Raw genomic sequence first — 25,042 nt, 5'->3', positions numbered from 1 at the left:
GAAATATCCGTGTCTGCTATTGATTATCGCGACGGTGTGTTGACCGTCGAACAACTCCCCCTGACGCGTGTGGCGGCAGAATTTGGCACACCTTGTTATGTCTATTCCAGTGCCGCCCTCACTGAGGCTTTCTCAAGCTATCAACAGGCCTTTGCCGCGCTCAATCCGCTGATTTGCTATGCCATCAAGGCGAATTCTAACTTATCCCTGCTGCGACACTTTGCTCGTTTAGGTGCCGGTTTTGATATTGTGTCTGGCGGCGAGCTAGAACGGGTGTTGGCCATTGGGGGAGATCCGAAAAAAATCGTGTTTTCTGGCGTGGGCAAAACTGAAGCTGAAATGCGCCGTGCATTAGAGGCGGGGATTTTCTGCTTTAATGTGGAATCACCGACAGAATTAGATCGCCTCAACGCTGTAGCAGCTTCATTAAACGTCCGTGCGCCTATTAGCCTGCGCGTGAATCCAAATGTGGATGCCAAAACGCATCCTTATATTTCCACCGGCTTAAAAGACAATAAATTTGGCATCCGCTGGGAAGAAGCCTTGCCCTGCTATCGCCATGCCGCCAGCCTGTCTCATTTAGACGTGGTCGGGATTGATTGCCATATTGGCTCACAACTGACCGAATTGTCGCCACTGTTAGATGCCCTCGACCGTTTACTTGCCTTGGTCGATCAATTAGCCGCCGAAGGCATTGTGCTGCACCATGTTGATATCGGTGGTGGCGTTGGGATTCGCTACCGCGAGGAAACGCCGCCTGATCTACACGCCTATGCCCAAGCGGTGGCTTCGCGTTTGGCTGGCCGTTCGTTACAGCTGTTGATGGAACCCGGTCGTTCGCTCGTTGGCAATGCTGGCGTGTTGTTAACAGAAGTGGAATTTATCAAACAAGGCGACGGCAAAACCTTTGTGATTGTCGATGCTGCGATGAACGATTTGGCACGGCCTGCTTTATATGATGCGTGGCATGACATTCAGCCGGTGACCCCTCGTCATGAACAAACGCCGCAGTTGGCCGATGTGGTGGGGCCGGTGTGTGAGTCAGGCGATTTTCTTGGCAAAAACCGTGAATTGGCAGTGCAAGCCGGCGATTTATTGGCGGTGATGTCGGCAGGAGCGTATGGTTTTACCATGAGCTCGAACTACAACACCCGCCCACGGGCAGCCGAAGTGTTAGTTCACGGAGAAGAAATGCGTTTGATTCGACAACGTGAAACCTTCGCTCAACTGATCGAAAACGAAATCGATTTGGTGAACTGATGTCCGAGTCCACCGTGATTCGTGTGGCAGATTTAGACAACCCACGGGATGCAGAGGCAATTCTTGCCTTGACCGAGGCCTATGCCCAAGACCCAATGGGTGGGGGCAAGGGGTTGTCTGAACACGCACGACAGCAGTTGATTCCTGCGCTTCGCCAACATCCCTCGACCTTTACCCTGTTGGCCTGTCAACAAGATGATGTTGTTGGGGCTGCGTTATGTTTTCTTGGTTTTTCTAGCTTTGCCGGTGCGCCAACCGTCAATGTGCACGATTTATCGGTGCTTCCCAATTGGCGCGGCAAGGGTATTGGGCGGCGTTTGCTAGAGGCTGTGGCCGAGGCGGGCCGCGCTTGTGGTGCTTCAAAACTGATTTTAGAAGTCCGTCCCGATAACCGACGGGCGCGAGCTTTATATCGTGCCGCAGGATTTAAAACCGCTCGCCTTGGTGGGCAGCCCTATTTAATGATGGAAAAGGCTTTAAAGTGAAGTGTCTTGATACCGCGATTCCCGAAGTCAAACTATTAGAACCAACGGTGTTCGGCGATAGCCGAGGTTTTTTCTTTGAGAGCTTTAATGCCCGTCGCTTTACAGAATTGACGGGGGTGCAAGCTGACTTTGTGCAAGATAACCATTCGCGGTCGGCGCGTGGGGTGTTGCGTGGTTTGCACTATCAAATTCAACAAGCACAAGGCAAATTGGTGCGGGTGACAGTCGGCGAGGTCATCGACGTTGCGGTTGATTTACGCCGCAGCTCGCCCACGTTTGGCCAATCGGTTGCCGTTCGTTTATCGGCAGAGAACAAACACCAATTATGGATTCCCGAGGGGTTTGCTCACGGTTTTGTGGTGTTGTCGGACTATGCCGAGTTTCTCTACAAAACCACCGACTATTGGGCGCCGGAACACGAACGCTCGATTATTTGGAATGACCCTGATTTGGCGATTGATTGGCAGTTGCCGAGTGAAATTGTGCCGCAGCTTTCTGCAAAAGATGCTGCGGCAGGGCGGTTTGTCGACGCAGAAACCTTTGCTTAACGCTGCCGTTGCAAATATTCGCCAATACGCGCTGCGGCTTGGCGAATACGCGCCTCATCGCAGGTGTAAGCCAAGCGGATATGTTGTGTGGCACCGTTCTGGCCAAAATCCTTACCCGGTGTGAGGGCAACGTGAGTGTGTTCTAACAAGTCAGCCGCCAGCGTGGCACTGTTGTCACACAAATCAGACACATAGGCATAGGCATAAAATGCCCCTTGTGGCTGAGTCGGAAAGCGGAAGCCAATGTCAGAAAAGGCTGCTAGCAACACATCACGGCGTTGATGGAAGACTTGGCGCCGTTCTTCAAGCAGGACGATGGTTTGTGGTGTAAAAGCTGCCAACGCTGCATATTGTGCAGGGGTCGGGGCAGATAAAAATACATTTTGTGCCACCCGTTCTACGGCATCAATATACGCTTCTGGAATGACCAACCACCCCAAACGCCAGCCCGTCATTTGGAAATATTTCGAGAAACTGTTAATCACCCAAATATCATCAGCACACGCTAGGGCGGTTGTGGCATCCATCCCATAGGTCAGTCCGTGGTAAATCTCATCCACAATCAATTGCCCACCCTGCGCTTTCACTGCTGCATATAAGGCGGCCAGTTCGGTAGGACAAATCAACGTCCCCGTTGGGTTGGCTGGTGAGGCAATCATCGCCGCCACGGTATTGGCTTGCCAATGTGCTGCGATATGTGCCGCATTGAGTTGGTATTGTGTCTCTGGGCCGACGGCGACTGAACGCGGTTCGGCATCGAGTAGGCTGACCAAATGACGATTACACGGATAAGTGGGGTCCGGTAGCAACACACTGTCGCCGGCTGCTAATAAGGCCGACAGCGTTAGCAATAAAGCACCTGACGCGCCGGTGGTTACCGCAATGCGCCGTGGTGATACGGTCACACCGTAGCGTTGCTGATAAAACGCTGCAATCGCTTCTCGTAGCGCAGGAATACCCAATGCAGGGGTATAGAAGGTTTTACCGTCAGCGAGGGCTTGGCGGCCCGCTTCAATAATCGGAGCTGGGGTTGGGAAGTCGGGTTCGCCGACTTCCATATGAATCACGTCATGGCCTGCGGCGGTCAGTTGTTGCGCACGCGCTAAAATCGCCATCACATGGAAAGGATGAACATGAGCAAGACGAGAGGACATAAGCCACCCAAAAACGACTCAGTTTAATCCTCGTCGTCGAGGGTTTCCAGTGTTTGCCCCGGCACATAGACCCGTACATTATGTTCTTGCAACATCGGTAACAGCTCAGGAGGCGGGTAGTCATCGGTAAACAGGGCATTGAGTTCACCGATATGACAGAGCTTCATCATGGCATTACGGCCAAATTTACTGGAGTCTGCCACCAACCATTTTTGGCGGGCATTTTTCATCATGGCTTTCGCCGCCCGCACTTCACGATAGTCATAGTCGAGCAAGGTGCCATCGCTGTCGATGCCTGAAGCCCCCACAATTGCATAGTCCACCTTGAACTGTTCAATCATGTCCAAGGTTGCCACCCCCGTAATGCCGCCATCTTTCGGGCGCACCACGCCGCCGGTGATGATCACCTCAAAATCAGGCCGCCGTGTCAGGATAGATGCAACATGGATATTATTGGTAATCACCCGCAGATGTTGATGCCGCACAATTAAGGCTTTCGCTACCGCTTCGATGGTCGTGCCAATGTTCATAAATAAAGAGGCATCATCTGGGATATGTTCTGCTAATAATTCAGCAATGCGGGTCTTTTCGTTTTGGTTTTTGACTTTGCGGGTGGCGTATTCTTCATTTTCCACGCTTGGCCCTAATGCCGCCCCACCATGAAAACGCCGCAGTAGATTTTCTTCCGACAGTTGATTGATATCACGGCGAATGGTTTGGGGCGTCACATCTAAGCGGCGGGCAAGTTCTTCAATAGGCATAAAGCCACTAGCACGGACAAGCTTGAGAATTTCTTCGTGACGAGGCAAACGATTCATAGTGGCAACCAAACTGACAAAATTTTGGGGCTTTGTTTTAACACGAAAGCGAAAAGGCGGCAAATCAGGTGGATTATGTTGCAGTGCTTTCGTTTGCGATCATAGGGTCAATCAAAAATGAATTGACGATGCAAAAACAGCTCGTGTTAAGCTTTGCTTCTCCCTCACGTCAGGAGTCTTACCCATGCGTTATTTTTCTGTTCGTCTGATCGGCGCTGCTGTGGCAGCGGCTTTGTTATCCACGCCAGCATTAGCGGCTGAATACACCGGTACACTGAAAAAAATCAAAGACTCGGGCACCATCGTCTTGGGCCACCGCGATGCCTCGATTCCTTTCTCATACCTCGGTAACGATCCTTCCCAACCGATTGGCTATTCTCACGACTTGCAACTGAAAGTGGTTGAAGCACTGAAAAAAGAGCTGAAACTGCCTAGCTTGAAAGTCAAATACAATCTGGTCACCTCTCAAACCCGTATTCCGCTGGTGCAAAACGGCACCGTTGACCTCGAATGCGGTTCGACGACCAACAACGTAGAACGGCAAAAACAGGTTGATTTCTCGGTGGGGATTTTTGAAATCGGCACCCGTTTGTTGACCAAGAAAACCTCTGGCATCAAAGATTTTCCTGATTTGAAGGGCAAAAACGTTGTCACCACTGCCGGCACCACTTCTGAGCGGTTGCTGAAAACCATGAATGCCGAGAAAGAAATGGGCATGAACATCATCAGTGCAAAAGATCACGGTGAATCGTTCTTGATGCTGGAATCGGGCCGTGCTGTTGCCTTTATGATGGACGATGCACTGTTATACGGTGAAATGGCGAAGGCGAAAAACCCTGCTGACTGGGTCGTCACCGGTAAGCCACAATCGTTTGAAATCTATGGATGTATGGTGCGTAAGGGCGATGCTGCCTTTAAGAAAGTGGTGGATGATGCCATCGTTGCCACTTACAAATCAGGTGAAATCAACAAGATTTATAACAAGTGGTTCCAACAGCCCATCCCACCTAAAGGCCTGAACCTGAACTTCCCAATGAGCGATGAACTGAAACAACTCATCACCAAACCAACCGACAAATCGGCAGAGCAGATGTAATCCTATTCCTGCCTCTTCTGTATTTAATGCTGTCTTAGGGCGAGCTCATAAGGCTCGCCCTTTTTGTCAGCGAAGAAATAGTAAGTGTTTAGCACAGAAAATATCTCAATTTGGATACGGTTAACTTGTATTAACAATATGTTACCGTGGCAAGTTTCACGGGATCGCCGGTTTATGCTACGCTGCAACATTGGCGTGATACGCGCACGGATGTTGAGAACATGAATTCAACTGGCAATATTTTTGTGGTCACTGCGCCATCCGGTGCAGGTAAGACTACCCTCGTAGCGGCCTTACTGGCGGCAGACAAACAAATCCAACTGTCGGTTTCCTATACCACCCGCGCGCCACGTGATGGCGAAATTCCGGGTGTGCACTATCATTTTGTCGATCGCACTAGCTTCGACCAGCTGAAAGCCCGTGGGGATTTTCTGGAATGGGCCGAAGTCTATGGCAATGGATATGCGACATCCGAGCGTTGGATTCGCGAACAACTGAGCACAGGTCGCGATATTCTGTTAGAAATCGATTGGCAAGGCGCGCAACAAGTTCGCAAAGTCTTTCCTGAAGCGGTTGGCATTTTCATCCTTCCCCCTTCAGTCGAGACATTAGAAGAACGTTTGCGTCGGCGTGGAAAAGATTCTGAAGAAGTGATTCAGCATCGTATGGCGATTGTTCGGTCAGAAATCGACCATGTTGCCGAGTTCGATTACATCATCATTAACGAAGAACTCGACCACGCAGTACACGATCTTGTCAGCATTGTGCGTGCCGAGCGAGTGCGTACTAAAAAACAGCTACAAAAGCGCGCCACACAAATTGCTTCCATGCAAAGCAACGGCTAACTTGGCCGTGGCCACCCTAAGCCCCTATTGATCTGGAGAAGACTCTCATGGCACGAATTTCTGTTGACGAATGCTTAGCCCGCATCGAAAACCGCTTTGAACTCACCCTCGCCGCCACTTGGCGTGCCCGCCAATTAGCCAACGGTGCCACACCGTTAGTTGAGTCGGGTCGGGATAAACCCACTGTTACCGCCCTGCGCGAAATCGCAGCCGGTCAGGTGGGACGTGAACTGCTAGACCGACGCGCGTAAGCGTATCGGCGCACCATAAGGGGGAAATACCGTGGCCCATTCTGAATCCTCAACCGAAGTGCCCTGCATCGACTATGCAGCGATGGTCGAGGCAGCCGTTCAAGATTTGATGGAAGCAGCCTCCACCTATCTTCCCCCCGACGACTTAACCTTCTTACACGAAGCGTTTGTTTTTAGTCATAAAGCGCATGATGGACAAACCCGCAAAAGCGGTGAACCCTACATTACGCATCCGATTGCGGTTGCTCGTATTCTGACCGAGTGGAAGTTGGATGTTCAAGGTTTGGCAGCTGCGCTGCTGCATGATGTCATGGAAGACACTGGGGTAGCCAAAATCACCCTAGCTGAGCACTTTAGTGAAACTGTTGCCGATTTAGTCGATGGACTCTCCAAGCTTGAACGCTTGGAATATCAAACCAAAGAAAGTGCACAGGCAGAAAACTTCCGTAAGATGGTGTTGGCAATGGCGCAAGATATCCGCGTCATCATCGTGAAATTGGCCGACCGCTTGCACAATATGCGTACGTTAGATGCCATGCGCCTCGACAAACGACAGCGCATCTCGCAAGAAACGCTGGATATTTACGCCCCGATTGCCAATCGAATTGGTCTCAATAAAGTGTATCGCGAACTACAAGATCTCTCGTTTAAACACACTTATCCCAATCGCTATCAAGTCTTAGCCAAAGCAGTGAAAGCCGCCCGAGGCAATCGCCGTGAATTAGTTGGCAAAATTTTAGTCAGTATTGAACAACGTCTTGCCGAAGCGCGGTTACCAGCGGTTATTAAAGGTCGTGAAAAAAATCTCTACAGTATTTATAAAAAGATGGTGGAAAAACACCTGTCTTTTTCGGAAGTGCTCGACATCTACGCTTTTCGCGTCGTCGTAGACGATACCCCGAGCTGTTATCTTGCCCTCGGCGTACTACACGCACTATTTAAACCCATCCCTGGTAAATTCAAAGACTATATTGCCATTCCCAAGGGCAATGGCTACCAATCGCTACATACCACTTTGTTCGGTCCCTACGGGACCCCGATTGAAATTCAAATCCGTACCCATGAAATGCACCGTATTGCCGAAACCGGCGTAGCCAGCCATTGGATGTATAAATCGGGTAATGCCTCCATCGACCAAGCACAGCAACGCACCCATCAGTGGTTACAAGATATCCTCGACATTCAAGCCGAATCGGGCGATGCCATTGAATTTCTGGAACATATCAAAGTCGATTTATTCCCTGATGAGGTCTATGTTTTCACCCCCAAAGGTAAAATTATGGTGTTGCCGAAAGGCTCAACACCGGTTGATTTTGCCTATGCCGTTCATACCGATGTTGGCCATCGCTGTATTGCAGCTAAGGTGAATCACACCTTAGTCCCTCTGCGTACCAAGCTGAAAAACGGTGATCAAATCGAAATTGTGACTGCCGCACATGCTCATCCCAATCCGTCATGGTTGGGATTTGTTGCCAGTGGTCGTGCCCGCAGTCATATTCGTAATTTCCTCAAGGGGATGCACCGTGGGGAAGCGGTGGAGCTGGGAAGCCGCATGTTGCGACAATCGCTACATGCTTTATCAGGTAAACACTTTATTGTGCCCGAGCCCGTTTGGCAGGAATACCTACGCGAGCACACCGAGCACAATAACGATTTTGAAGATGTCTTAGCGGATATTGGCACAGGTAAATTGTTACCGGTGGTGGTGGCCAGCCGTTTATTAGAATTAGCAGGTGAAACCTCCGGCGAGCCGTTGCGTGTCGGGCCGATTGCGATTCGTGGTAATGAAGGCGCCTCTTTGCAATTCTCGCCATGCTGTAACCCCATTCCCGGCGATCGGATTGTTGGTGTGGTCAACAAGGGACAAGGTTTGTTGATCCATCGCCATGATTGCACCAATATCCAAAAATTCGACCCTGAAAAGTTGCTTGATATGGAATGGGAATTGGCACAACCCAAACTATTTGGTGTGCCAGTCAGTGTGTTAGCAAAAAGCGAGCGTGGGGCTTTGGCGGCGGTGGCAGCAGCCATTACCGAATCGTCCGCCAATATCGAAAGCGTGGATATGCAGGATGCCCATAGTGGAGAAGGGTATGTGCAAATCCGCTTCCGCTTACAAGTTGAAGGCTTGGCCCATCTTGGTGAGGTAATTGCCAATATTCAACGTCAGGCTGCCGTGGTGCGGGCAGCACGATTATGATTCTTTAAGAGGAATGACTGTGATTGACGTCATTATCAATGGACAACCCCATCAATTTCCTATCGGTACCGTATTGGAAGCCGCTTTAAGCCAGTGGGTAAAACCCGGACAACGGATCGCTGTTGAGCGCAACGGCGATATTGTTCCGCGCAGTCAACATGCCCATACCGAATTGCAACACGGCGATCAGCTTGAGATTGTGGTTGCCGTCGGCGGTGGCTAGTTGTCCTGATTAAACTGCAGTAAGGTGGCGAGCCACCACTCACCGGACTTTAGAATAGAGACATGACTATGGCAGATTGTTTAAGAATTGCAGGGCAAGAATATCAATCACGTTTGTTAGTTGGGACGGGGAAATATAAAGATTTTGCAGAAACAGCAGCGGCGTTAGAGGCCTCTGGTACCGAGATTGTGACGGTTGCCATCCGGCGGGTAAATTTGGGCCAAAATCCAGACGAACCGAACCTGCTCGATGCACTGCCGCCCAACCGCTATACGCTGTTGCCCAATACGGCAGGTTGTTATAGCGCAGAAGAAGCGATCCGTACCCTGCGCCTTGCGCGGGAGTTGTTAGATGGTCATAAGCTCGTGAAGTTGGAAGTGTTGGGCGATGCTAACACCCTGTTTCCGAATGTCTTAGAGACATTAAAAGCAGCAGAGGTGTTGGTAAAAGAGGGTTTTGATGTAATGGTTTACACCTCGGATGACCCTATTGTTGCCCGCCAGCTGGAAGAGATTGGCTGTTGTGCCATTATGCCGTTAGCGTCGTTAATTGGCTCGGGTATGGGGATTCTTAACCCGTGGAATCTACAGTTGATTATCGAACAAAGCAAAGTCCCTGTTTTGGTTGATGCCGGTGTTGGCACTGCCAGCGACGCGGCCATTGCGATGGAACTTGGTTGTGACGGGATTTTGATGAATACCGCTATCGCTGGGGCACAACGTCCTATTCAAATGGCTCGTGCTATGAAATTAGCTGTTGAAGCAGGGCGTGAGGCATTTTTAGCTGGCCGAGTGCCGAAAAAACTCTACCACGGCAGCCCAAGCTCTCCCATCAGTGGGGTGATTGGAAAGAATTAGTCACGGTTAAATTAAAAAGCCGCACAAAAAAAGCCAACCTAGATGGGGTAACCTTGGCGGTTTGCTTCACTCCGTGTCGCAAAACCGCCCTATGGCTTTAACTGAGCAAGCGTTGTAGATATTGACCGTAGCCATTTTTTGCTAAAGGTGCGGCTAGGGTAGCCAGTTGAGCGTCATCAATCCAACCACTGCGCCAAGCAATTTCTTCTGGACAGGCGACTTTCAGGCCTTGGCGGTGTTCGATTGTGGCAATAAATTGGCTTGCTTCTAACATCGACTCATGCGTGCCAGTGTCTAACCAAGCATAGCCACGCCCCATCACTTGTACATCTAGCTGTTTTTCTTGCAAATACACTGCATTCACATCGGTAATTTCTAACTCACCACGTGCTGAAGGGCGAATCGATTTTGCAATATCAACAACACGGTTATCGTAGAAGTACAAACCGGTCACGGCATAGCGTGATTTAGGTTGCTTGGGTTTTTCTTCGATACTGATGGCGTGGCCAGCAGCATCAAACTCCACCACACCATAACGCTCAGGGTCGTTGACCAAATAGGCAAAAACTGTCGCGCCCTGTTCTTGCTTGGCTGCCGAGGTCAACAGCCCAGTGAAATCATGGCCATAAAAAATATTATCGCCTAACACCAAGGCACAGCTGTCTTGGCCAATAAAAGATTCACCAATAATAAACGCTTGTGCCAAACCATCAGGGCTTGGCTGCACTGCGTATTGCAGCTGAATCCCCCATTGACTGCCATCGCCTAAGAGTTGTTGGAAACGTGGTGTGTCTTGTGGTGTGGAGATAATCAAAATCTCACGAATCCCCGCCAACATTAAGGTGGTCAGCGGATAGTAAATCATTGGCTTGTCGTAAATCGGTAGCAGCTGTTTTGAAACAGCAATAGTAGCGGGATAGAGCCGTGTGCCAGAGCCACCGGCCAAAATAATCCCTTTGCGAGTTGTCATGGTGGTTTCCAAAATCGTTATTGTCGCAGAAGTGAGTGAACAACAGCCGGCAAAGCGTGTGACCACGAAGGCAGATAGATACCATAGTGTTGTTGTAGCCGTTGGCAGTCGAGGCGGCTGTTTGCTGGGCGTGGGGCCGGCACCGGATATTCGCTGCTTGGAATTGCCGCAATCGCTGCGGCATCCAATGCCAAGCTGGCCCCTTGTTGTTGTGCTAATCGAACAATTTCACAGGCAAAAGCATGCCACGATACCGCACCGCTGGCCGTCAGATGGAATACGCCCCATGCGGCTTGCTCAGGACATTGCCACAGTTGCCGCAGCACAGCCGCTGTGACATCTGCAATCAACGAAGCCGCCGTGGGCGCACCAATTTGATCGGCTACCACGGATAAGGTTTTGCGTTCACGAGCAAGACGTAAAATCGTGCGAACAAAATTGCCGCCAAAGTCGCCATACACCCAACTGGTACGGAAAATCAGGGCTTTTGCCCCTGAGGCCAAAATGGCTTGTTCACCCGCCAATTTGCTACGGCCATAGACAGATTGTGGGGCGGGGCTATCGCTTTCGCGATAGGGCGTGCTGTGTTGTCCATCAAATACATAATCGGTTGAATAATGCACCAACACCGCACCCAATGCAGCGCAAGTTTCTGCCATCACCTGCGGCGCAGTGGCATTGACCGCAAAAGCAGCATCAACTTCACTTTCTGCCTTATCAACGGCAGTCCATGCGGTAGCATTAACGACGATATCAGGCGCCAGATCCCTCAGCGTTTGCCGCAGTGTCACACTGTCACAGATATCCAGCTGCGCCCGTGTCAGGCTGTGTAACTCACCAACACAGGCGAGAGCGCGTTGTAATTCATGCCCTACTTGACCATGAGCGCCCAACAGTACAATACGAGGAAAATTATTCGGCATACTGTTTCCCTAACCACTCACGGTAGGCACCGCTTTGCACTTTTTCCACCCATTCCGGATGGGATAAGTACCATTCCACGGTTTTACGAATGCCGGTTTCAAAGCTTTCTTGTGGTTTCCACCCCAGTTGATCGATGATTTTGCTGGCATCAATGGCATAGCGGCGGTCGTGCCCCGGGCGATCTTGCACAAAGCGAATTTGCTCACGATAGCTCGCACCATCGGCTCGAGGTTGCAGCTCATCTAAGATGTCACACAGGGTATGTACCACTTCCAGATTGGTTTTTTCATTACAACCGCCGACATTATATGTCTCACCCACTTGCCCAGCCGCCAATACCCGTTCAATGGCGCGGCAATGATCGACCACATACAACCAATCACGCACATTTTTACCATCACCATACACTGGCAACGCTTTGCCGTTGAGGGCATTTAAAATCATCAACGGAATCAGTTTTTCAGGAAAATGATACGGGCCATAGTTGTTAGAACAGTTTGTGGTCAAAACTGGCAGGCCGTAAGTGTGATGCCAAGCGCGAACGAGGTGGTCGCTGGCGGCTTTACTGGCAGAATAGGGACTATTTGGTTCGTAACGATGTTGTTCGGTGAAAGCGGGGGCAACATCAGTTAAAGAACCATAGACTTCATCCGTCGAAACATGCAAAAAGCGGAAAGCCTGACGAGTAGGTTCTGCTAGCGTTTGCCAATAGCCGCGTACGCTCTCCAGTAGGGAAAAGGTGCTGACAATATTGGTTTGAATAAAATCGGCTGGGCCGTGAATAGAGCGATCCACATGCGATTCTGCCGCAAAGTTCAGCACAGCACGGGGTTGATGTTGTGATAACAGCGCATCCACCAATGTTCGATCACCGATATCTCCCACCACGAGCTGTAAACGTGGGTCGTTTTGATAGTGGGCCAAATTATCTGGATTGCCGGCATAGGTCAGTTTGTCCAATACCACCACCGCTTCTTGCTGGTTGGCTAACCAATTTAAGACAAAATTACTGCCAATAAAGCCCGCACCACCTGTCACCAGAATCACGTGCAATCCTCAATTGATAAAAAACAACGATTATACTCACAAGCCCTTGCCTAATCAGCGATTTGAACATGTCTTTGTCTGCACCTACCACCTTGTCTGATGTTGCTGTAATGGTACCAACCTATCAGGGAGGGCAAGATTGGCTGCAATGGATCGATCATTATCAGCGCTTGCGTTATCGCCCAGCCGAAGTGTTGGTCATCGATTCTGGCTCACACGATGGCACCGCCGAGGCAGCACGCGCGGCAGGCTTTACTGTGCAACACATTGACAGCCGCGATTTCAATCATGGTGCAACACGCCAACAAGGGGCTGATTGTTTACAACGCTATCCCTTTGTGGTGTATCTGACACAAGATGCGTGGTTTGCCAACCCAGAGGCTTTATGGCACTTGCGGCAAACTTTCAACGACCCAAGCGTAGGTGCGGCCTATGGGCGACAATTACCCCGCCCCGGGGCAGGCGTTTTGGGTGCACATGCCCGTTTATTTAACTACCCTGCCACCAGCCGCCGGCAAAGCCGCGCCAGCATTCCACAGCAAGGGATTAAGGCTAGCTTCATGTCGAACAGTTTTGCTGCCTATCGACAAAGCGCGTTGCGAGAGGTTGGCGGCTTTCCAGCCCAAATTATTTTGGGAGAAGATGCGTGGGTTGGCGGCCGTTTGGTGTTGGCAGGACACGACATTGCCTACTGTGCTGAAGCACAAGTATTCCATTCCCATGACTACTCCCTATGGCAAGAAATGAGCCGCTATTTTGATATTGGTGTGTTTCACCAACAAGCGGCATGGCTAAAACGTGAGTTTGGTGCTGCCGAGGGCGAGGGGGCACGTTTTGTGCGTTCGGAGTGGGCATATTTGTGGCAACATCAGGCATGGCGGCTGCCTGAAGCTGCTGCGCGAACGGTGTTGAAATATATTGGCTACCGCCTTGGACAATCTTATCAACGTCTTCCTCGATCGCTGTGTCAAAGATTGTCAATGCACCGGCGGTTTTGGTCATCCAACGCTTGATCGTTTTGAGTATGTAATTTAATGAGCTGTGTCATAATGGCCGCAAGGCCAACAATCTGTTGGCCAATATTGTTTTCTTTTTGAAAAATTCATTTGGTATGAGCCAAAAAAAATTCGATACCGAACAAAACAAAAGCATAAAAAACACTGCAATTCACCTGTTATTGGCAGATCGAATCGCGGTGCGCTTTTTGCTGCGAGAGAATAGACACACTCTCCTCGCTTCGCTGTCGCTCAATATCTTGTCTTTAGCCCTACCATTAGCGATTTTGCAACTGTATGACCGCATTATTCCAAACCAATCAACAGGGACTTTGTTGATGCTGGCCTTGGGTGTGGGAGCGGCCTTAATTGCTGAAAGCATTCTGACATTAGCACGTTCGGCACTGACCGCATGGACCGGTGCCAAGTACGAACATGTGCTCTCATGTAGCGCAACAGAACACTTGCTTAACTCGGATATGCGAGCGTTTGAAAAAACCGGCGCCGGTAGTCATCTCGAAAACTTACAGAGTATTGGTTCTCTGAAAGATTTTTTCTCTGGTCAGGTCGCTGTGGTGTTGGCCGATTTGCCGTTTGTGTTGATCTTTGTTGGCATGATTATCTACCTTGCCGGTTGGCTAGCTTTAATTCCAGTCGGATTGTTTAGTTTGGTCTTATTGGCAGCGTTAATTCAACGCCGTCTGTTGCGTAAAACATTAGAAGACAGCGCGCTTGCACAAGAACGCCGCTACAACTTTATCTTGGAACTGCTATCGGGTTTATCAGCCATTAAGGCTCAAGGGTTGGAAGATATTATGATGCGGCGCTACGAACGCCTGTCAGAAACCAACTGTATGTATGACTACCAGTCAAGCTTACTCAGTGTACGTGCTTCCACTGTATCTGCAGCCTTTAGCACATCGTCCATGATTCTCGTCGCTGCAGGTGGCAGTATTGGTGTGATGAATGGCTCAATCAGTATCGGTACCTTGGCTGCCTGTAGCCTGTTGACCAACCGTGGTTTACAGCCGTTACAACGGGCAATGGGGATGTGGGTCCAGTTACAACGTTCTCATATCTACCGTGAAAAAGCAGGACATACTTTTGAGTTACCTGTTGCCTATGCACACCAAACAACACAAGAGAATGAAGAAATTCCTGCACCGAGCGGCCAACTGAGCGTAGAAAATCTGAGTTTCCGCTTTGGTGAAAAAGAGCCGTGGATTGTGCAGGAAGTCAACTTACAAGTGCATGCGGGTGAAGCCATCGGCATTCGTGGCGAGGCGGGGGAAGGAAAAACCACGCTGTTGGCGCTGATGTATGGTTTGTTAACACCAAGTACAGGTAAGGTATTCGTAGATGGTGTGTGCCCAGAACAATTTTCCCCCATTGATTTGCGCGGTCGGATTGCCTTTTTGCCACAACGCGCTGTGGTGTTTGAAGGAACAATTTTAGAAAACATCACCCTCTTCCGCGATAAAGAGCACAAAGAATTTGCACTGCAATTAGCTAAACGGGTCGGATTAGATGCGGTGGTGAGTCGATTCGCCAAGGGCTATCAAACCCGTATTGGCCCCGGATCATCGATGGTATTACCCAACGGGGTGGTACAGCGCATTGCGGTAGCGCGGGCATTGGTTGATCGCCCAAAAATTTTGCTGTTTGATGCGGCCAATACCGCGCTGGATGGGACGGGTGATGCGATGGTGCGTGACCTGATGATTGAGCTAAAAGGCCATGTCACGCTCATTATGGTGTCATTACGTCCTTCACTCTTGCGCGTCGCCGATCGCACATTTGAACTCAAAGGGGGACGGCTGCATCCTTTCACCTTACCCCCATTGCCTAATGCACCTGCGGCTGCCGCCGCACCAGTTAAGCAAACCACACCATGACGTCTTCCGTTGTTTTAACCCTGCCTCCGTCTAAGGAGCATGAAATCCAAGCGCGCCACGATGCAATTCGTACTGCCTTGGATCAATTGGGCAAGGTCGATGAAGTTGCCCTGAGCTTGCCTGTTTTGCTTGATGCCCTCGGTTGGCAAGGCGAAGCCCGTGCTGTCGCCGAGGCCTTACCTCACTTTGCCGATCGGCTGACATTTGATCGCCTCTGTAATGTGATGGCGCTGCTGGGTTATGTCAGTACCCGCCTTGAAGTCAATCGTTTAGCTGATGTTGACCATCGTTTATTGCCCTGTTTATTTGAGGGCATCAACGGTGAGGTGTTCGTTTTATTATCTGGAAAAACGGCCCTCCCCGGTCTATGGCGTGTCCATGATGTGGCACAAGGGCGAGAAATTGACATCGACCCACGCCGGTATGGTGGAATGGTGTATTTCTTTTCCTCCCGTGAAAACCACCAAGAATTAGCTGATGCGGCTGCCAGTGGTCAATGGTTGTCTTTGGTCTTGGCGCGTTTCCGTCCGGTGTTAGCACAGGTGGCCATTTACACCTTCTTTATTTACATGCTGGCGATTGTGCCACCGCTGTTCACCATGACGATTTACGACCGAATTATTCCGTCGAAATCGTACCTTTCCCTACTGGCCCTGCTGTCGGGGGCAATTTTGGCCGTGTGTGCCGAAGTGTGGTTGCGTGAACGGCGCGGCCACATGCTGGCACATATCGGGGTGCGGCTGAATTTATTGGTCAGTGGTTCGATGATGAACCAAATGATGAAACTACCGTTATTGGCCACTGAACGTAGTAAGTTGGGGGCGCAGATTATGCGCCTGCGGAATGCCGAGTTTGTGCGCGATACCTTTTCTGGCCATACCGCCATGACGATGTTGGATTTGCCGTTCTCGATCATCTTCATCATCACGCTGGCTTTGCTTGGTGGTTGGTTGGCCGTCGTACCCTTGATTGCTGCCGTGCTGTATGTGCTGATTGCGCTGTTGATGGCACCGATGATTAGCCGCAACACCGCGTTATCCAGCAAATTGACCTCACAACGGCAAGAGTTTGCCATTGAAACGATCACCAAAATGCGCGCCTTGCGGACGTTGAGTATCACCGACGTGTGGCTGAATCGCTACCGCGAATTGTCGGGCGCAGCCGCGATGGCAGGTTATAAGTCTGCCTTGTTAAATGCCATCATCAGCACCTTAGGCTACGGCATTATGATCACGGCGGGGGTGATTACCATTGGCATGGGTGCACTGGGGATTATGAATGGCACGGTAACGGTAGGGGCCTTAATCGCCATTATGACCCTCACTTGGCGCGTGCTGACACCGTTACAATCTGGTTTCACCATTCTGAATCGATTGGAGCAGATTCGTACAGGTACCCGCCAAGTCAACCAACTTATGCAAGCGCGGATTGAAGAACAACCCGACCGCAACGATGGCAATACGGTGCCACAGTTACAAGGCCGTGTCGCTTTCTCACGGGTCAGTATGCGTTACGCCAACGACCTTGATCCGGTGTTGTTGGGGGTCAGTTTTGATATTAAACCGGGTGAGCGTATCGCGGTGATTGGCCCGAACGGGGCAGGAAAATCAACCTTGCTCAAAACCATTTTGGGGATTTACCAACCTCAGGCGGGGACCATTCGCATTGACGATATCGATTTGCGGCAACGCGACCCGATCAATTTACGCAAAGCCATCGGCTATGTGCCACAGGATTTTTCGCTGTTCTACGGCACCATCGCGCAAAACTTACGCCTTGCCGACCCCACCGCCTCAATGTCTGATCTACAAGAGGCGGCTCGCAAAGCAGGGGTACACGAGCTGATCGAACAACTACCCGAAGGTTATCACCATCGTGTAGGTGATCAACGCTCGGCACAGTTACCAGCCGTGCTACATGCGGGTTTAGCTATTGCCTCGGCGTATCTGCGCAAACCCGGCATTTTGCTGTTTGACGAGGCGATTGACAGTTTGGACTCGGAGCGCGAAACCACACTGATGCAAACGCTGGATGAGCTACGCGGTAAAACCACGGTGTTTATGGTGACCCACCGCCCAGCCCACATGCGTTCTGCTGACCGTTTGCTGGTGTTACAAGCCGGTCAATTGGTGTTGAACGATAAACCAGAATTGGTATTACCGAAGTTGCCTCCGGGGTTCTTGTAATCCACTGCCGACTTGTTGATTAACCTTTTGCTTGTGATGGATGGCAACAATGGCTCTATTTTCTTGGCTAGGTAAGCGTTGGGACGGTTTAATGTCCGGCTTTGAACGTCGACGAGCGACGTTTAAGCAACAACGTTTGTTAGCACATTCGCTGTTATTAGAAGAAATCATTGCCCCTGCGGCAGTGTTAAAAACTATCTTCGTTGCGTTTGCCTTGGTGTTGATTTTTGTTGCTTGGGCATCCGTGGCAGAAATGGATGAAGTCACCCATGCTCCTGGTGAGGTGATGTCGCATTTATCAATGCAGCGTATCCAACACCTAGAAGGGGGGATTTTGGAAGAAATCAAAGTCCAGCCCGGTGAAGTTGTGAAAAAAGGGCAAACATTGGCCCGTTTACAAAAAAAATCTGTTGAGGCCGACCGTGAACAAACACGGATGCGCGAGTTGGGTTTGCGTTTGGATTTAGAACGAATGCAGGCGGTGCTAGATGGACGTAAACCGGATTTTTCACAAATTCCTGATGCGCCCGAGCTGATGAAAGAAGCGCAGTACGGCCTGTGGGAAGGTCAAGTCAATGCGCGGGCACAACAACGTGATGTGTTGGAAGAACAATATCGACAACGCGATGCCGAAGTGCGTACCTTGTCACAACAAGTCCGTGACCTTGAACGCTCACGGCAATTACTCAGTCAGGAATACGATTCCCGTCGTTCGCTGAGTGAACAAGGCTATGCCCCGCGTTTGCAGTCGTTAGATGCCGAGCGGCGATTAAACGACACCCGTACCGACCTCAACCGCCTGAATAATGAAATTCACCGTGCCCAATTGGGTCGCTCCGAGGCACAAGAGCGTTTGGCCGAGATGGAAGCCGACCGCCGCCGCGAGTTGTTAGCACAAATCAACGCCACCACGGTGGAGTTGGCACAGTTGTTGGAAGTGAAAAACAAACAGCAGGATCGTGTTGACCGCTCAGAAATTGTGTCGCCAGTGTCGGGGATTGTGAAAACGGTGATGATTGATACCGTCGGGGGTGTGATTGCCCCCGGTGCGGAAATCATGCAAATCATGCCAACTGACAGCAATTTGTATGTGACGGCACGGATTCAGCCACGCGATATTGGCGCAATTAGTGTGAATGATCCCGTGACGATTAAAGTCAGTTCTTATGATTTTTCGCGGTTTGGTGGCATTGAGGGCAAGGTGTCACATATTTTGCCTGGCAGCTTTATGGATGAACGTAACAACCCGTATTTCAAAATTCAGGTCAAGCTGGAAAAAACCTACGTGGGGATCGATCCTGCCCATACCATTGCGCCAGGCATGACCGTGCAGGCCGATGTCACAACTGGTTCAAAGACTCTGTTGCAATATCTGTTCCGCCCTGTGCAATTGATTGCACAACAGGCTTTTTCTGAACGTTAACGCACTAGGAAGAAACATAGATAAACCTGATAACCGGGTATCAGATTTTATGATTAGCTTTCAGCTTAAGCGAGGCATAGAATGTTTTCTGAACTGGTTACTGCTGTTGCCCTAATACTGGCTGTGCCCACAGCGTGACGTGTTTTGATGTTTCTTCCTCGTGTTTTCCCCCACATGGTTATCCTGCGGGGGATTTTTTTTGCTGTGTGTTAGGCTTTCTGCTACTTATCCCACATACCTAAAATACCAGCCCCACCTGCCAAAGCTGCGGCTATGTGTCGGCTAAGAATTGCCGAACACAAGCGCAGTTCAAATGTGTACTTGGAATGTAGTCTAAGAACGTCCTGTTCCCATGCCACCTAATACCGAACCTTCGCCTTGTTGCTTACCGCCAAGGCTAGGCGCGCTTGCGACAATACGGTCAGCGAGGCGTGACAGGGGTAACGATTGTAACCACACATGCCCAGGGCCGGTGAGCGTGGCAAAGAATAGCCCTTCACCACCAAAGAGCGCACTTTTCACCCCGCCGACAAATTGAATATCCATATCTACCGTTGGCTGATACGCCACCACACAACCCGTATCGACGCGGATTTTTTCACCGGGCGCGAGTTGACGTTCTAACAGTGTTCCACCTGCGTGAATAAACACATAACCATCACCTTCGAGTTTTTGCATCACAAAGCCTTCGCCACCAAACAAGCCGGCACCGAGTTTTTTCTGAAATGCGATGCCCAAACTGACGCCTTTAGCCGCACATAAAAAACTGTCTTTTTGTGCATACAACATCCCACCCAGCTCTAACAGATGCACAGGGATAATTTTGCCTGGATAGGATGCAGCAAAAGCCACTTTACGTTTTTGGTTACCTTCATTGATAAAAACAGTGGTAAACAGACTTTCACCCGTCAGCAACCGTTTTCCTGCACCAAGCAACTTACCAAATACACCAGATTGCTGGGCTGAACCGTCGCCAAAAATGGTATCCATCCGAATATGGTCTTCCATATACATCATGCTACCGGCTTCCCCCACCGCTGCCTCGTTCGGGTCGAGCTCAATTTCGACGAATTGCATATCATCGCCGTAAATCTCAAAGTCAATGACGTCCATACTCATATTCAGAAGCTCCCGATGGTTTTGATGTGCTGTTTAATGCGATGCGTCAATGTGCCGCAGGATAGGTATAACAGAGTACGTTATACTTTTTCTCACATTGTTATTCCAAGGTTACGCAGGATTGGTGGCTCCATCCTGCGCTTTTTTTTCAGTGTTACACTGCCTCTTTTTCCTCTGCAGATGGTTTCACCATGCATTTCTCGGCACAGCTCGCACAACTGGTTCGGCTACGGTGGGGTTTTATTATTGTAGCAGCGCTAGGCTTAGCGATTGCGCTCGGTGGCTTGGGGATTGAACTACCTGTCGTCCCGTTGGTGTTGTGTTTAAGTGGCCTGACTGCGCTCAATGTCTATCTATCATGGCGAACAACCCAAGCAGGATTACATCATGATGCCTTTGAGTTGGCATTTCAACTGTGCTTGGATGTCGGCGCTTTAGGCATTTTATTGTTCTTTACTGGTGGTGCCGGTAATCCGGTGGTGACGCTTTATTTGTTGATTGTGGCGATTGCCGCTGTGTTGTTACCGCCTCGGTTGGCATGGTTGATTGTGGCGTGGGCGGTGGCGGTCTATAGCTTCTTAATGTGGTTTTACCTCCCATTACCTGGCATCCCAGGTGATCCATTATTTGTGTTCCGGATTCATCTTCTGGGAATGTGGGCCACATTTGGCCTCGCAGCGATTTTAATCACCGCACTCTTACTACGAATGGCAACACAACTACGGCAACGGGAACAGCAAATTGCTGCCATGCGTGAGGCACAGTTGCGCGATGAACGGTTACTCGCCATTGGTACGTTAGCCGCTGGCACTGCTCATGAACTCGGTACCCCTCTTTCTACTTTGCGCTTGTTGTTAGATGAAATGCAGCTGGATTATGCAGGACAGTATCCCTTGTTAGAGCAAGACTTGGCTTTGGCCTCAGAACAAGTTAATACGTGTAAACGGGTTTTGATGCGATTGGCAGAGCAGGTCAACGGCCAACCACCCATCATAGAGTCTTTAGCAACACAATTTGGCAGAATCTTAGAACATTGGGCAAGTCTGCGGCCACATGCCCATATTACGACCACACTGCGACTCGACACTGCCCCCACAGGACACCTCGACCCGACGTTTGCCCCCGCGTTACTGAATCTGCTCAATAACGCTGTGGATGCCTCATCAGAAACCGTGACATTGACCGCTGAATGGCAACCTAACTGGTTAGAGGTCACAATTGCGAACCGAGGCCCTAGCCTCAGTGAAGAACAGCTCAACCAATTAGGACAGCCAATGCGTTCGAATAAACCTGACGGCATGGGAATTGGCGTATTTTTGGCGCATGCCAGTTTTGAACGTCTTGGTGGAGAAGTCAGTTTGGTGAATCGTCAGGGTGGAGGCGTGTTAGCAACGGTAAAGCTACCGTGGCCAGTACAAGAAGGAAGTCAACATGTCTGAACATCAAACCTATTTGCTGCTGATTGACGATGACGAAAGTTTTGGTCATTTGATGGTTCGTGCTTTGGCACGACGTGGTTGGCCGGTGGAGCGTTTACACAGTGCCAGCGCAGTAGAAACATGGCTGGATTTGCCACCACCACACCTGCCAGAACGGGTGGTACTAGACTTAAATTTGGCTGGTGACAGTGGGCTACGTCTATTACCGCGCCTGCGTGAAGCATTACCCGAAAGCAAAATTTTAGTCTTAACAGGTTTTGCCAGCATTGCCACTGCTGTTGATGCAATCAAATTAGGTGCTGACAATTATTTGGCCAAACCGGCGAGTGCTGACGATATTTTGCACGCCTTAGACGATCCCGAACCCAACCCAGAACAAGCCGCGCCTGAAGCCCCAATGTCCGTCCGCCGTTTAGCGTGGGAACATATTCAACGGGTGTTAGCGGAGCATGATGGCAATATCTCCGCCACCGCCCGCGCCCTCAATATGCACCGCCGTACCTTACAGCGGATGTTGGCGAAAAAACCCGTCTCGCGCTGATTTTTCCCGCCATGACCAAATTATTACATTTCGATATAGCCTAGGTTTTCAACAATCGGCGTGGTGATATACTGCAGAGATTCTGACCTAGCCTTCTCTGTGGAGCCCCGCTCATGGCCTCTTTTAATCCCCTCGATGTTCTTTTGCAAAAAGTGTTTGTGCTAGCAACAGGTACTGCAGCAAGTGAAAGTGATTTAAATTTCTTACAAACAACACTAGGCCCACAGCAGAATGATTTCTTGGCATTAAAAAAGCTTATTGATAGCCATATGATTTCTCAGGCGAGGTCTCTGGGTACGAATGCTTTACTGAAAAAGGTTGTTCTACAAGGTACAGGACAAGATTTATCTGTCAAAGACGTTGCAGATCAGGCTTATAGCTTACTAGGGAAAAACCAAGATGATTGGAGCAATCTCTTTACGTACTATGTGATGGGTAAGGATGATCCCTCCACAGTCTTAACTTATCGCGCAGAGGCAGCACAGTTTTTACTGGATAAATTAAAGGGAATGAGCAAATCTTCTTTGCTTAATTTATCAAGTGTCAAGGAGATGACAGAAAATTATCTACAGTCTATTTCTTTATCAAATGGTAAATATCAAACTGCAGAAAAAGGGCTAGATCTTTTTGCTCAAGATATTAAAACCTCTGGCATGACTATTAAAGTGGCGGATGGTTATTTGGTAGGGGCTACTGTTTTTATTGATAACAACCATAATCGAGTAAGAGATTCTGGTGAATGGAGTAACGCGACTAATAGTTTCGGTGAAATCACTTTACCTTTAACGGGTTTAATCAATAATCAAAAAATTGTTGTTTCAGGTGGTCTTGAAATTATGACAGGCCAACCATTTAAAGCCGTTTTGTCTGCACCGATTGGTAGCACGATTGTCACACCTTTAACAACATTGGTTGATATGGTACTGGCTGCTAAGAATGATGATAATTTAGCGAATGCTATCGATAAAGTTAAATCTGCATTAGGGATATCTCATGCTATTGATTTGTTAAGCTATGATCCAGTAACAATTCTTGGAAAAGGAACTGATCCAAAACTAGAACAAGAACAAGCATTCTCAATCTATGCTAAAACAGTACAAGTAATGAATCTTGTTTTACAAACAACAGCTGTTATTGGTTTTGGAGTATCAGATAGAACTACATCTGTTTTTAAAGCTTTGTCAGACATACTATTAAATCAAAATGCTAATCTGACAGATATTGGTTTTATTACTCAAGTGATACAAAAGTCTGCAGGTGAAATTGGAACGGTTCTTTCAGCAGCAAAAGCAAATGCGTTAGCACAGATTGTTGCTGATGTGAATGCTCGGGTTTCAAGTGCGAGTGATCTTTCAACCCTAGCGAAAATTATAGTAACAGGTTATACCAGCATTCCAAATGCTTTACTCGGCAGTGATCCAACAGTGATTAAAGATGCTTATACAGGGTCTAACTTAACTAAACTGATTAATGCTTCAACACCACAAAATATCTTGCCGAATACCCCTGTTGATTCAGTAAATGGTGTAGATACTCAATCACCTATTTTACAATCTGCAGAAGTCGCTAGCGATGGAAAGAGTATTATTCTTTATTATAATGAGTCTTTAGCCAGCAAAACAGCAGGTAAAGAGGCATTCTCCGTTGCTGTTGGCAGTTTAATTAACACTATTCAACCGACTAAGGTTGATATTTCTGGTTACACAGTTCAAGTCAGTGTAGATACGACAATTAAGGCTAGTGAGCCAGTGTGGATTAGCTACAAAGCGCCTTCAATTGACAGCAGTGCAACTAACTCGGCTATTCAAGATTTAGTAGGTAATGATGCAATTGATATTAGTACCCCCTTCAAGGTCAACAATCAATCTACCTTGATTAATGCTGATAATACGCCACCTACACTGTTGAAAGTAGAAAATTCAAGCGACGGAAAAACGATAACTTTAACATATGACGAAAATCTAGCGAAAAGAACAGCATCGATCAATAACTTTACCATTACTGTTGATGGAACTCCAGTCACTATTGCTTCTGTTACCACACTGGATAAAACAGTAAAAATCGCACTTAGTAGTGCGCTAAGTGGTGGAACAGTTCTATTAAGTTATCGAAATGATTTAGATGATCGAGCTCAAAATGATGCCATCCAAGATTTATATGGAAATGACGCTTTAAACATTAATGGAATTGCAATTGCTACAATTGGTGACGATATTATTCAGGGAGATGCTCTTGCAAATCTAATAGATGGAGTCAGTGGCAACGATACCCTTTATGGTGGTGCAGGAAATGATACATTACTAGGCAGTTTGGGAGACGATAGTTTAGTTGGAGGGAGTGGAGATGATATTTTGATTGGCGGCCCTGGATCAGATACAATGACAGGTGGAAATGGAAAAGATATTTTCGTCTTAAATTTTTCTGCCTTATCTACAAATGAAACCGATACCATCATTGATTTTAATGCTTTAGATGATAGCATTCAGTTATCAATGGCATTGTTTGATGGCTTTAGTGCTACTGGTATAGTGACACCAATGATGTTTATTAATGGAACTGCAGCAAGTTCAGTTAATCATCGTCTTATCTACGATATAGCAGGAGGGACTTTGTCTTATGATGAAGATGGCTCTGGAGCGATCCCGGCCATTTTAATTGGTACCTTCCAAAATTTCCCTGTGCTAACAGAATCTCATTTCAACATTATTGCTTAATGCCATAACAAAGCAAAAAGCCAACTCTTTCAGGCTGGCTTTTTGCAGTTTT

22 protein-coding genes are annotated in these 25,042 nt (G+C 48.9%); 16 read left to right on the top strand and 6 right to left on the bottom strand.

The genetic code is table 11. From position 1 onward, the window contains the following. Nucleotides 1-9: 9 nt before the first annotated feature. The 3 genes from lysA to rfbC are packed head-to-tail and all read left to right on the top strand — an operon-like array spanning nt 10 to nt 2,293. On the top strand, nt 10-1,260 hold the full coding sequence (lysA, locus tag ACTBZS_RS01980) for a diaminopimelate decarboxylase (RefSeq protein ID WP_463043122.1): 1,251 nt from the start codon (nt 10-12) through the stop codon (nt 1,258-1,260). Continuing rightward, on the top strand, nt 1,260-1,745 hold the full coding sequence (locus ACTBZS_RS01975) for an N-acetyltransferase family protein (protein ID WP_463043121.1): 486 nt from the start codon (nt 1,260-1,262) through the stop codon (nt 1,743-1,745). The genes lysA and ACTBZS_RS01975 overlap by 1 nt, the downstream gene beginning before the upstream one ends. Continuing rightward, nucleotides 1,742-2,293 (top strand): dTDP-4-dehydrorhamnose 3,5-epimerase, encoded by a 552-nt coding sequence (rfbC, locus tag ACTBZS_RS01970; protein WP_460430599.1) that lies wholly within the window; start codon nt 1,742-1,744, stop codon nt 2,291-2,293. Before ACTBZS_RS01975 ends, rfbC begins: the two co-directional genes overlap by 4 nt. On the opposite strand, the gene ACTBZS_RS01965 is transcribed toward rfbC, so the two are convergent. Both ACTBZS_RS01965 and ACTBZS_RS01960 read right to left on the bottom strand, forming a co-directional pair. Next, complete coding sequence (locus ACTBZS_RS01965; RefSeq protein ID WP_463043120.1) at nt 2,290-3,447, bottom strand: pyridoxal phosphate-dependent aminotransferase; 1,158 nt, start codon at nt 3,445-3,447, stop codon at nt 2,290-2,292. The genes rfbC and ACTBZS_RS01965 overlap by 4 nt on opposite strands. A gap of 23 nt (nt 3,448-3,470) precedes the next feature. Further along, nucleotides 3,471-4,265 carry a DeoR/GlpR family DNA-binding transcription regulator gene (locus tag ACTBZS_RS01960; RefSeq protein ID WP_022654687.1) on the bottom strand — a complete coding sequence of 265 codons (795 nt, stop codon included), beginning with the start codon at nt 4,263-4,265 and terminating at the stop codon, nt 3,471-3,473. Between the two features lie 184 nt (nt 4,266-4,449). On the opposite strand from ACTBZS_RS01960, the gene ACTBZS_RS01955 reads away from it, so the two are divergent. The 6 genes from ACTBZS_RS01955 to ACTBZS_RS01930 all read left to right on the top strand — a co-directional run bounded on the left by ACTBZS_RS01955 (nt 4,450) and on the right by ACTBZS_RS01930 (nt 9,737). Continuing rightward, on the top strand, nt 4,450-5,361 hold the full coding sequence (locus ACTBZS_RS01955; protein ID WP_460430597.1) for a glutamate/aspartate ABC transporter substrate-binding protein: 912 nt from the start codon (nt 4,450-4,452) through the stop codon (nt 5,359-5,361). A 221-nt stretch (nt 5,362-5,582) separates the two neighbouring features. Further along, a complete protein-coding gene (gene gmk, locus ACTBZS_RS01950; RefSeq protein ID WP_460430648.1) occupies nt 5,583-6,206 on the top strand; it encodes a guanylate kinase in 624 nt (207 codons plus the stop codon). 47 nt (nt 6,207-6,253) lie between these two features. Continuing rightward, a complete protein-coding gene (rpoZ, locus tag ACTBZS_RS01945) occupies nt 6,254-6,457 on the top strand; it encodes a DNA-directed RNA polymerase subunit omega (protein WP_022654181.1) in 204 nt (67 codons plus the stop codon). Nucleotides 6,458-6,539: 82 nt separating this feature from the next. Beyond that, on the top strand, nt 6,540-8,657 hold the full coding sequence (locus ACTBZS_RS01940) for a RelA/SpoT family protein (RefSeq protein WP_460430680.1): 2,118 nt from the start codon (nt 6,540-6,542) through the stop codon (nt 8,655-8,657). A gap of 19 nt (nt 8,658-8,676) precedes the next feature. Continuing rightward, entirely contained in the window at nt 8,677-8,880 is a 204-nt protein-coding gene (gene thiS / locus ACTBZS_RS01935) for a sulfur carrier protein ThiS (RefSeq protein ID WP_460430647.1), read from the top strand. Between the two features lie 68 nt (nt 8,881-8,948). Then, on the top strand, nt 8,949-9,737 hold the full coding sequence (locus ACTBZS_RS01930; RefSeq protein ID WP_460430646.1) for a thiazole synthase: 789 nt from the start codon (nt 8,949-8,951) through the stop codon (nt 9,735-9,737). A 97-nt stretch (nt 9,738-9,834) separates the two neighbouring features. Here the strand turns inward: ACTBZS_RS01930 and rfbA are convergent, their stop codons facing one another. Genes rfbA through rfbB form a run of 3 tightly spaced genes read right to left on the bottom strand, consistent with a single transcriptional unit; the run spans nt 9,835 to nt 12,684 of the window. Beyond that, nucleotides 9,835-10,707 (bottom strand): glucose-1-phosphate thymidylyltransferase RfbA, encoded by an 873-nt coding sequence (rfbA, locus tag ACTBZS_RS01925; RefSeq protein WP_460430625.1) that lies wholly within the window; start codon nt 10,705-10,707, stop codon nt 9,835-9,837. Nucleotides 10,708-10,724: 17 nt separating this feature from the next. Next, nucleotides 10,725-11,630 (bottom strand): dTDP-4-dehydrorhamnose reductase, encoded by a 906-nt coding sequence (gene rfbD / locus ACTBZS_RS01920; protein WP_463043119.1) that lies wholly within the window; start codon nt 11,628-11,630, stop codon nt 10,725-10,727. Beyond that, nucleotides 11,620-12,684, bottom strand: a complete 1,065-nt coding sequence (gene rfbB, locus ACTBZS_RS01915; protein ID WP_463043118.1) for a dTDP-glucose 4,6-dehydratase — start codon at nt 12,682-12,684, stop codon at nt 11,620-11,622. The genes rfbD and rfbB overlap by 11 nt, the downstream gene beginning before the upstream one ends. A gap of 62 nt (nt 12,685-12,746) precedes the next feature. On the opposite strand from rfbB, the gene ACTBZS_RS01910 reads away from it, so the two are divergent. The 4 genes from ACTBZS_RS01910 to ACTBZS_RS01895 all read left to right on the top strand — a co-directional run bounded on the left by ACTBZS_RS01910 (nt 12,747) and on the right by ACTBZS_RS01895 (nt 19,177). Continuing rightward, the gene (locus tag ACTBZS_RS01910) at nt 12,747-13,691 is read left to right on the top strand and encodes a glycosyltransferase family 2 protein (RefSeq protein ID WP_463043117.1); all 945 of its coding nucleotides are present in this window, start codon (nt 12,747-12,749) and stop codon (nt 13,689-13,691) included. A 98-nt stretch (nt 13,692-13,789) separates the two neighbouring features. Beyond that, nucleotides 13,790-15,568 (top strand): peptidase domain-containing ABC transporter, encoded by a 1,779-nt coding sequence (locus ACTBZS_RS01905; RefSeq protein WP_460430629.1) that lies wholly within the window; start codon nt 13,790-13,792, stop codon nt 15,566-15,568. Next, nucleotides 15,565-17,754: a peptidase domain-containing ABC transporter gene (locus ACTBZS_RS01900; protein ID WP_463043116.1), complete on the top strand. Its 2,190-nt coding sequence runs from the start codon at nt 15,565-15,567 to the stop codon at nt 17,752-17,754. Before ACTBZS_RS01905 ends, ACTBZS_RS01900 begins: the two co-directional genes overlap by 4 nt. Nucleotides 17,755-17,803: 49 nt before the next feature. Then, nucleotides 17,804-19,177, top strand: coding sequence for an HlyD family type I secretion periplasmic adaptor subunit (locus ACTBZS_RS01895; RefSeq protein ID WP_463043115.1), 1,374 nt, complete (start codon nt 17,804-17,806; stop codon nt 19,175-19,177). 333 nt (nt 19,178-19,510) lie between these two features. Here ACTBZS_RS01895 and ACTBZS_RS01890 read toward each other — a convergent pair whose 3' ends face one another. Beyond that, complete coding sequence (locus ACTBZS_RS01890) at nt 19,511-20,296, bottom strand: TIGR00266 family protein (RefSeq protein WP_460430642.1); 786 nt, start codon at nt 20,294-20,296, stop codon at nt 19,511-19,513. Between the two features lie 191 nt (nt 20,297-20,487). Between ACTBZS_RS01890 and ACTBZS_RS01885 the strand changes: the two genes are divergently transcribed. The 3 genes from ACTBZS_RS01885 (at nt 20,488) to ACTBZS_RS01875 (ending at nt 24,990) form a co-directional block, all read left to right on the top strand. Beyond that, nucleotides 20,488-21,735 (top strand): ATP-binding protein, encoded by a 1,248-nt coding sequence (locus tag ACTBZS_RS01885; RefSeq protein ID WP_463043114.1) that lies wholly within the window; start codon nt 20,488-20,490, stop codon nt 21,733-21,735. Beyond that, nucleotides 21,728-22,276 (top strand): response regulator transcription factor, encoded by a 549-nt coding sequence (locus tag ACTBZS_RS01880; protein ID WP_460430644.1) that lies wholly within the window; start codon nt 21,728-21,730, stop codon nt 22,274-22,276. Before ACTBZS_RS01885 ends, ACTBZS_RS01880 begins: the two co-directional genes overlap by 8 nt. Nucleotides 22,277-22,389: 113 nt before the next feature. Further along, entirely contained in the window at nt 22,390-24,990 is a 2,601-nt protein-coding gene (locus ACTBZS_RS01875; protein ID WP_463043113.1) for a calcium-binding protein, read from the top strand. Nucleotides 24,991-25,042: the final 52 nt, after the last annotated feature.

The sequence above is a fragment of the Aquaspirillum sp. genome, from assembly GCF_055136605.1.
Note: the sequence above shows the minus strand (reverse complement) of the source record. Positions and strands in the feature narration are given on the sequence as shown.